This is a genomic window from Streptomyces lonarensis (assembly GCF_012033735.1).
In the GTDB taxonomy this organism is placed as follows: domain Bacteria; phylum Actinomycetota; class Actinomycetes; order Streptomycetales; family Streptomycetaceae; genus Streptomyces; species Streptomyces lonarensis.
In genome coordinates, this window is sequence record NZ_JAAVJD010000228.1 from 1 (window position 1) to 8494 (window position 8494).

Consider the following 8494-nt stretch of genomic DNA (forward strand, 5'->3'; position numbering starts at 1 on the left):
GCGCGGCACCGGGTGGACCGGTGCCGCGCCGTCGTCGCGTCGCGTGTAGGCCGCCCACGCGGCGGCCGGACGGTGTCGGGTCAGACGCCCGAGTAGGAGTGCAGGCTGTTGGCGAAGAGGTTCACGCCGTAGTAGTTGATCAGGAAGCAGATGAAGGCGGCGATCGCCAGGTAGGCCGCCTTGCGGCCGCGCCAGCCGGCGGTGGCGCGCGCGTGCAGGTAGGCGGCGTAGCCGAGCCAGGTGATCAGCGACCAGACCTCCTTGGGGTCCCAGCCCCAGTAGCGGCCCCAGGCGTTCTCGGCCCAGATCGCGCCCGCGATGATCGTGAAGGTCCACAGCGGGAAGATCGCGGCGTTGATGCGGTAGGCGAACTTGTCGAGGCTGACGGAGGTCGGCATCCGCTCCAGCACCGAGGAGGCGAACCGGCCCGGCGTGCCGCCGGCGGCGAGCTTGGACTCGTACCGGTCGCGGAAGAGGAACGCCACCGTCGCGACCATGCCGAGGTAGAACATCGCGCCGCAGATGATCGCGAGCCCGACGTGAATCCACAGCCAGACCGACTGGAGGGCGGGCGGCAGCTGGTCGCTCTCGGTGTGGAGCACGGTGACGGCGAGACCGAGGTCGAGCAGGACGGTGGTGACCAGCGGCAGACCGATCCACCGGACCTTGCGCCCGGCGGCGAGGAAGCCGAGGAAGCCGAGGACCGCGACGGCGGAGAACGCCGTCGAGAACTCGAACATGTTCGCCCACGGGGCCCGGCCGACGGCGATGGCGCGGGTGATGACCCCGCCGAAGTGCAGCAGGAAGGCGAGGGTCGTCAGCGAGATGGCGACGCGCCCGTACAGGTCGCCCTGGCCGTCGCCTCCGGAGGCGCCGGGGCCGTCCGGCAGGTGGTCGCGGGAGGGGGTGGAGGAGCGGGTGACGACCTTGGGGCGCTCCAGCACCTTGGCTGTGCCGCCCTTGCGGACGGTCACCGCCGGCCCGCGGGGCGCCTCGTCGGCCGTACCGCTGTCACCGTCGGCGCCGTCCGCGTCGTGGCCGTCGGTGTCGGCATCGGCGGTGTCGGCATCGGCGGCCGCGTCACCGGCGCCCTTGCCGGTGGCGCCGGCGCCCTGGGCGGTCAGCGCGGTCGCCGTGCGGGAGACCCGGCTGCGGCTGCCGAAGATCCACTCGGTGATGTACGCGATGAACGCCAGGGCGTAGACGACCATCGCGGTGTAGATCATGAGCTTGCCGAAATCGGCGAGCTCTGCGTCGGCGGCGAGCAACACGGGACTACTCCTTCAGGTCTTCGCTGCGGCTGCCGGGGGCAGCCTCGGGGTCGGTGGCGGCGCCGGGCGTGGTGTCGTCCGGTTCCGCGTCGGCTCCCCCGGGCGGCTGTCCGGCGGTGCCGGTGCCGCTCGCGGAGCGGGTGCCGGGGCGTCCTTCCCCGTCCCCGGACGGTACCGGGCCGGGGCCCCGGTCGGACGCGCCGGCCACGTCGGACCGGTCACCCCCGGCGCGCTCGTCGGGCCCGTCCGCCTCGTCGGGCTCGTCCGGCCCGTCGGACTCGTCGGACTCGCCTGGGCGAACCGCGTCGGGCTCGGCCTCGTCGGAGCCGGACGCGTCGGCCTCGGGGAGCATCGGGGCGGCCGGCTGGAGCGCGAGCGCCAGCTCGGCCAGCTCCTCCGGGACGCGGGCCGACTCGGACCGGCCCAGCGAGGCCATCTCGACGACCGTCACCCCGTCGGCGCCGGTGGTCGCCCGCACCCAGAGCCGCCGCCGCTGGATCAGCAGCGAGGCGGCGAGGCCGCCGACGGCGCCGACGGCGCCGATCAGCGCCCAGCCGTTCCCCGCCGAGCTGGAGACCTGGAAGGTGGCCCAGCGGTCGAACCCCTCGAAGGTGAGGGTGCCGCGGTCGTCCGGGAGTTCCCACTCCTCGCCGGGCAGCAGGTTGATGCGCAGCGGCTCGCCGTCCTCGTCGGTGAGCTGCTCCATGTACCGGGTGTCGAGCTGGTACACGTTCTGCGGGATGCCGGAGTCCAGTCCCAGGTTGCCGTGGTAGGCGTTGAGGGTGAGGGCGGGGAAGTCCGGGTCCGGGAAGGTCGAGTGCGGGCCGCGCTCGGCCGTGAGGGCGAAGGTCGGGTTGAAGAAGCCCTGGAACGCCATCTGGTCCGGTTCGCCGTCCGGCCCCACGTAGTCGGTGACCTTGACGACCCCGGTGGAGCTGAGGGCGTTGTCCTGCGGGATGAACGGCACGGGGCCGCTGAAGGCGACCTCGCCCTGGCCGTCGACGAGGGTGACGCGCGGCGCGAAGCCGTGGCCGAGCAGGTAGACCTTGGCGTCGCCGATGTGCAGCGGGTGGTTGACCCGCACCGACGCCTCGGTGCCCTCGGTGTCTCCGTCGCGCCAGTAGGTGATGTCGGCGCGGAAGTCGCGCGCGGAGCCCAGGTCGGGTCCCTCGCGGACGAAGTCGGCGTGGAACTCGTCGAGGTCGAAGGTGAACCGCTCCAGGTCGTCGACGTCGAAGAGGGTGCCGGAGGAGAAGTCGTCGTACTGGGTGAGGGTGTTGGTGAATCCGCTGCCGACCGTCACCAGCTTGCCGCCCTCGGAGCGGTACAGCGCGCCGGCGGCGAACGCGATCAGCATCACGACCAGAGCGACGTGGAAGACGAGGTTGCCGGCCTCCCGCAGGTAGCCCTTCTCCGCCGCGACCGAGCCGCCGGCCGCCCCGGCGTCCTCGGAGGCGGGGACGCCGGAGCCGTCCACCCGGAACCGGCTGCGGCGGAGCAGCCGCTCGGCCTCCACCAGCGCCTCGCGCGGCGCCGCCTCGGTGCGCCAGGTGGTGTACGCCGGCATCCGGTCCAGGCGGCGCGGGGCGCGCGGCGGGCGGCCGCGCAGCTGGCCCACGAACTGCCAGGCGCGCGGCAGGATGCAGCCGATCAGCGAGGCGAAGAGCAACAGGTAGATCGCCGAGAACCAGACCGAGCTGTACACGTCGAACAGCTGGAGCCGGTCGTAGACCGACGCCAGCGTCGGGTTGTTCTCGCGCAGTTCGGCGGCGGCGACGGGGCTGGCGCCCTCCTGCGGGATCAGCGAGCCGGGGACGGTCGCCAGCGCCAGCAGGAACAGCAGGATCAGCGCCACCCGCATCGAGGTCAGCTGGCGCCAGATCCAGCGCGCCCACCCGACGGCTTCGCGCCCGGTCCAGGTGAGTCCGCCGCGGAGGCCGGGCTCCCGGATGCCGCCGAAGGAGCCGGCGCCTGCCGGGTCGCCCCCGGCCGCGGCGCCGCCGCGCCGGGCGGCGGCCTCCCGCTCGGCGTCGGTGCGGGGCGCGGTGGACAGCCGGGAGGCGTCGTCGGTCGCCTCGGCGGACTCGTCGCGCCCGTCGGGGCCGGCGCTGGTGGGGTCGGTGTGCTCACTCATCGGCTGGTCGCTATCGCTCGGGCGCCGGCGTGCCCGCCGCCGGCTCGGTCGCCGGCGTGGCAGCTGCCGGCTCGGTCGCTGGTCGGGCGGTCGCCCGGGGTGGCCGCGGTCGGCGGGTGGCCGACCGGTGTGCGTGCGCCGCCCGCCGCGGCGCGGCCGGTGGCGGGGTCGGGTGTCGTGGTGCGGGTGCGGATCGCCATCGGATCAGATCCACACCTGGAAGTCGGCGGACCAGACCATCAGCTCGTAGACGATCAGGTCCCACAGGCCGGTCATCAGCATGACGCCAGTGGCGATCATCATGCCGCCGCCGATGCGGATCACCCACTTGTAGTGGCGCTTGACCCAGCCGAAGGCGCTGAGGCTGCGGCGGAAGGCCAGCGCCGCGACGATGAACGGCACCCCCATGCCCAGGCAGTAGGCGACCATCAGCACGGCGCCGCGCAGTGCGGTCGCCTCCTGCATGGCGAGGAAGTTGACCGCGGCCAGCGTCGGGCCGATGCAGGGCGTCCAGCCGATACCGAAGACGATGCCGAGCAGCGGGGCGCCGGCGAGGCCGAGTCCGGGCCGGGTGTGGAGGCGGAACTCCCGCTGGCCCAGCCGCGGGAACAGCCCGAGGTACAGCAGCCCCATCAGGATGATCAGCGCGCCGAAGACCCGGGTGAGTACCTCGCGGTGCTCCTGGAGGAGGTAGCCGAAGCCGCCGAAGAGCGCGCCGCCGGAGACGAAGACGGCGGAGAAGCCGAGGACGAACAGCGAGGCACCCAGCAGCATCCGGCCGCGGCGGGCCTCGGCGAGGTCCGCGCCGCCGACGCCGGTGACGTAGGAGAGGTAGCCGGGGACGAGCGGCAGCACGCACGGCGAGAAGAACGAGACCAGCCCGCCGATGAGCGCGAGCGGCAGTGCCAGCAGCAGCGCGCCGCCGAGCACGGTCTCGTTGGTGTCGGTGACCGCCGCCAGGACGTCCATCAGGCGTCGTCCGCGGCGCTTCCGGCGCCGCCGCCGTCCGCCGCCTCGTCGCCCTCGGCGAGGACCGGCTCGATCATGCCGCGCAGTTCCTCCTCGGTCAGCGCCTTCACCGCGCGGGCGGCGATGTTGCCCTCGCGGTCGATGACCAGCGTGGAGGGGATGCCCTGCGGGGAGAGGGTGTTGGCGGGGAACTCCAGGATCAGGCGGCCCTTGGGGTCGTAGAAGCTCGGGTACTCGATGCCGAAGCGGCGGTCGAACGCCTGGGCGTTGGCCGGGTCGTGGTCGCGGACGTTGATCCCGACGAACTGCACGCCCTCGTCCGCGAGGTCCTCGGAGACGGCGGCCAGGTACGGGGCCTCGGCCCGGCAGGGCGCGCACCAGGAGCCCCAGACGTTGAGGACCAGGACCTGCCCCTCGTAGTCGGCCAGTGTGATCGGCTCGTCGTGGGTGGTCTCGCCCGTCAGTTCCGGGGCGGGGAGCCGGTCGCCGACGGGGACCGAGGTGATCACGCCGCTGCCCTCCACGAACGCGCTGCCGTCGGAGGACGCCTCGGCGCCGCTGCCCTCACCCCCACCGCAGGCGGTCAGCGCCACGGCACAGAGCGCGAGAGCGGCGGCGGTCAGCGCGGAGCGTCGGTACGCGTCACGGCCTCGGGACGGGTCGCTCTGGATCATGTGAAAAGTTTCCCATGCGGGGTACGGCGATCTTCCACGCCCCCCTTGTCCGGAATGTAAGGAACGGATAAGGAGAAGAGGGCCCCGCAGCGAGTCGGCTGGTCGGAACGGCCCCGCCCCCCGCCCCGCGCCCCGGCGGGAGGCGCGGGAGGGGGCCGACGGGATGGCCGCGGCCGGCCCGCACCGTGCGGCACGAGCCGGAGCGGCACGGCGCCGGACCGCCACAGCAGGGCCGCCGGCCGGGCCCGGGGCGGGAGCGGCGCGGTCAGGCCCCGGAGCCGCGGGCGCCGCCCGCCCGCAGGTGCACCGGGACTAGCTCGATCGCCGGCTCGGTGTACCCGACCGAGACGATCTCGTCACCGAGGAAGGTGAAGCTGGTCAGCGACGCCAGCGTGCACTGCCGCTTGCGCGGGTCGTGCCACAGCCTGCGGCGCTCCACGTGGCTGCGCAGCAGCCAGATGGGCAGCTGGTGGCTGACGCAGACCGCCTCGCGCCCGCGCGCCGCGTCCCGGGCGGACTCCAGCGCCCCGCGCATCCGCACCACCTGATCGAGGTACGGCTCCCCCCACGAGGGGCGGAACGGGTTGTAGAGGTGCTTCCAGTTGCCCGGACGGGACATCGCGCCGTCGCCGACACCGAAGGTCTTGCCCTCGAAGACGTTGGCCGCCTCGATCAGCCGGCGGTCGGTGGCGACGGTGAGGTCGTGCGGGGCGGCGAGGGGCTGCGCCGTCTCCTGCGCGCGCTCCAGCGGTGACGAGACGACGTGGGCCACGTCCCGGCCGGCGAGGTGCCGGCCGACCACCTCCGCCATTTCCAGGCCGAGCTCGGAGAGGTGGTAGCCGGGCATCCGGCCGTAGAGCACGCCCTCCGGGTTGTGGACCTCCCCGTGGCGCACCACGTGCACGACCGTCTTGACCGGCGAGCCGGCGGCCCCCGGGGTCGTACCGGCCCCGGCGGCGGGGTCCGGCGTGGCAACGGCCGGGGAGTCGTCCCCGGCCGGCCCTCCCGTGCTCCCGCCGCGCTGCGCCGGCGGGGTGGCCGTCACATCTCTGTCGCTGTCCGCTGTGCCGGTCATCTGTGCCCTTTCCTGTGGTTCACGGCCCGCTGGCCGCTGTCTTCCGGGTGGCGGGCGGCCTCACTCGCCGCTCTCGTCGGTCGCCCGCGCCGCTGCGCGGGCTGCGTCCGGGAGCGCCGCCGCGATCCGCTCGATCGCCCGCTCGTCGTGGCTGCTGGAGACGAACCACGACTCGAACGCCGACGGCGGCAGGTACACGCCGCGCGCGAGCATCGCGTGGAAGAAGGCGTTGAAGCGGAACGCCTCCTGGGCGCGGGCGCCCGCGTAGTCGGTCACCTCGGTGTCGGTGAAGAAGACGGAGAACATGTTCCCGGCGACCTGGAGCCGGTGGGCGACCCCCGCCTCGCTGAGCGCCTCGGAGACCAGCGTCCGGACCTGGAGCGACGCGGCGTCGACCCGCGCGTAGGCGTCCTCGTCGAGCAACCGCAGCTGGGCGAGGCCGGCGGCGGTGGCGACGGGGTTCCCGGAGAGGGTGCCCGCCTGGTAGACGGGGCCGGCGGGCGCCAGCTGCGCCATCACGTCGGCACGGCCGCCGAAGGCCGCGGCGGGGAAGCCGCCGCCCATGACCTTGCCGAAGGTCATCAGGTCGGGCGCGACGCCGTCGATGCCGTACCAGCCCTGGCGACTGACGCGGAACCCGGTCATGACCTCGTCGGAGACGAAGAGCGCGCCGTTCTCGCGGCAGAGGTCGCGCAGCCCGGCGTTGAAGCCCTCACGCGGCGGGACGACGCCCATGTTGCCGGGCGACGCCTCGGTGATGACACACGCGATCTCGCCCGGGTGCGCGGCGAACGCGGCGCGCACGGCGTCGAGATCGTTGTAGGGCAGCACCAGCGTCTCGCCGGCCTGCGCGCCGGTGACGCCCGGGGTGTCGGGGAGGCCGAAGGTGGCGACACCGGAGCCGGCCGCGGCCAGCAGGGCGTCGACGTGGCCGTGGTAGCACCCGGCGAACTTGACCACCTTGGCGCGGCCGGTGAAGCCGCGGGCGAGGCGGATGGCGGACATGGTGGCCTCGGTACCCGAGGAGACGAGCCGCACCTGGTCGACGGGGGTGATCCTGGCCACGATCTCCTCGCCCAGCTCCACCTCCCCCTGGCCCGGGGTCCCGAAGGAGGTGCCGCGCCCGACGGCGTCGCGCACCGCCTCGGTGACGGCCGGGTGGGCGTGGCCGAGGATCATGGGGCCCCATGAGCACACCAGATCGACGTACTCGCGCCCGTCGGCGTCGGTGAGGTAGGGACCGGTACCGGACACCATGAACCGGGGCGTTCCACCCACGGCGCGGAAAGCACGCACCGGTGAGTTCACGCCCCCTGGTGTGACAACCGCCGCGCGGTCGAAAAGCGTCTGCGAGACTGGAGCATCGTAGGAGTAGGTCACGCGACCATGGTGACATCAGGCCCGTTCCGCCGTGCCTCCGGGCGTTTCGCCGGTGTCCGGCTGGGGGAAGGCCACAGAGACGATGATCGGGTTTACGCGGCCGGGGTCGCGGCGAGATCGGGCGGTGACATGCAGCGCGGCGGTGGCGGTATCGGCGAGGGCACCGGAGACCTCGGGCCCGAAGTGCCCCAGAGCGCTGCGCGCGGCCGGCACCGACGCAGACGCCGCCAGCAGCCCCGGGCCGAACAGCCGGTCGCGGACGGGGGGCGCGCGGCGCGCATGGACGTGACGTACAAGTACTTCGGCGCGCCGAACGGCGCCACCGCGGCGCGGGTCCCCACCTCGATGCGGCCGGAGGAGCTGGGCGGCGACGAGCTCGGCCAGGGGATGTTCACCAGCATCAAGCCCGAGACGATGGCCGCCATGGTCCTGACGGGGATAGAGGGCGTGCCGCTGCACCGGGTGCCGCCGCTGGAGCTGGTCGTCCTCCATCCGGACTACGCCGTGGTCAAGCTCCCGACGACCGTGGTCGACCCGCTGCGCGGGATCGGCGAGGAGACGGTCGGCGCGGCGGCGTTCATCTGGTCGACGGTCCCGGACCGCAGCGGCCCGCGCGACGCGTTCGGCGTCTACCGGCTGCTCCACGAGTGGCAGGACTTCTCCCGGCGGCTGCACGAGGCCGGGCACCAGCCGTACTGCCTCGTCTGGCCGTGAGCACCCGCCGCTGAGCCGCCCGGCACACCTCCGCCACGGGCTGCGGGGCGCGACCGCGCCGCGCCCGGCACGGTGACCGCGGCCCCTCGCGCCCACCCGGCCCCCACGGCACCGCCGACCTCCACCGCGTGCGGGCGAACCACCGCGCGGCGGCCCCCGGTGCACGGCCGCGGCAGGCAGCGGTCACCGCCCGGCACCGTCCGCCACCGCCCGGCGCACCGCTCGGGCGTGCGTCCGAATCGCGGCGCACCACCGGCGGTTCCCGCGCCGCACCGCG

The 8494-nt window shown here is 74.1% G+C and carries 7 protein-coding genes; 1 reads left to right on the forward strand and 6 read right to left on the reverse strand.

All coding sequences use genetic code 11. From position 1 onward, the window contains the following. Positions 1–80 precede the first annotated feature (80 nt). The 6 genes from ccsB to hemL form a co-directional block, all read right to left on the reverse strand. Positions 81–1226, reverse strand: coding sequence for a c-type cytochrome biogenesis protein CcsB (ccsB, locus tag HCN56_RS21075; RefSeq protein WP_167973506.1), 1146 nt, complete (start codon positions 1224–1226; stop codon positions 81–83). A gap of 49 nt (positions 1227–1275) precedes the next feature. After that, positions 1276–3405 (reverse strand): cytochrome c biogenesis ResB family protein, encoded by a 2130-nt coding sequence (resB, locus tag HCN56_RS21080; protein ID WP_280923307.1) that lies wholly within the window; start codon positions 3403–3405, stop codon positions 1276–1278. Between the two features lie 204 nt (positions 3406–3609). Beyond that, a complete protein-coding gene (locus HCN56_RS21085) occupies positions 3610–4374 on the reverse strand; it encodes a cytochrome c biogenesis CcdA family protein (protein ID WP_167973496.1) in 765 nt (254 codons plus the stop codon). After that, positions 4374–5048 (reverse strand): TlpA family protein disulfide reductase, encoded by a 675-nt coding sequence (locus tag HCN56_RS21090; RefSeq protein ID WP_167973498.1) that lies wholly within the window; start codon positions 5046–5048, stop codon positions 4374–4376. The genes HCN56_RS21085 and HCN56_RS21090 overlap by 1 nt, the downstream gene beginning before the upstream one ends. A 265-nt stretch (positions 5049–5313) precedes the next feature. Continuing rightward, the gene (locus HCN56_RS21095) at positions 5314–6123 is read right to left on the reverse strand and encodes a histidine phosphatase family protein (RefSeq protein ID WP_167973500.1); all 810 of its coding nucleotides are present in this window, start codon (positions 6121–6123) and stop codon (positions 5314–5316) included. A 60-nt stretch (positions 6124–6183) separates the two neighbouring features. Then, positions 6184–7503: a glutamate-1-semialdehyde 2,1-aminomutase gene (gene hemL, locus HCN56_RS21100; RefSeq protein WP_167973502.1), complete on the reverse strand. Its 1320-nt coding sequence runs from the start codon at positions 7501–7503 to the stop codon at positions 6184–6186. 129 nt (positions 7504–7632) lie between these two features. Between hemL and HCN56_RS21105 the strand changes: the two genes are divergently transcribed. Continuing rightward, positions 7633–8217, forward strand: coding sequence for a hypothetical protein (locus HCN56_RS21105; RefSeq protein WP_167973504.1), 585 nt, complete (start codon positions 7633–7635; stop codon positions 8215–8217). Positions 8218–8494 lie beyond the last annotated feature (277 nt).

Excerpts from the sequence above, each read along its gene's own strand:
- ccsB (WP_167973506.1), bottom strand. The coding sequence starts at position 1,226 with ATGATCTACACCGCGATGGTCGTCTACGCCCTGGCGTTCATCGCGTAC.
- resB (WP_280923307.1), bottom strand. The coding sequence starts at position 3,405 with ATGAGTGAGCACACCGACCCCACCAGCGCCGGCCCCGACGGGCGCGAC.
- HCN56_RS21085 (WP_167973496.1), bottom strand. The coding sequence starts at position 4,374 with ATGGACGTCCTGGCGGCGGTCACCGACACCAACGAGACCGTGCTCGGC.
- HCN56_RS21090 (WP_167973498.1), bottom strand. The coding sequence starts at position 5,048 with ATGATCCAGAGCGACCCGTCCCGAGGCCGTGACGCGTACCGACGCTCC.
- HCN56_RS21095 (WP_167973500.1), bottom strand. The coding sequence starts at position 6,123 with ATGACCGGCACAGCGGACAGCGACAGAGATGTGACGGCCACCCCGCCG.
- HCN56_RS21105 (WP_167973504.1), top strand. The coding sequence starts at position 7,633 with ATGCAGCGCGGCGGTGGCGGTATCGGCGAGGGCACCGGAGACCTCGGG.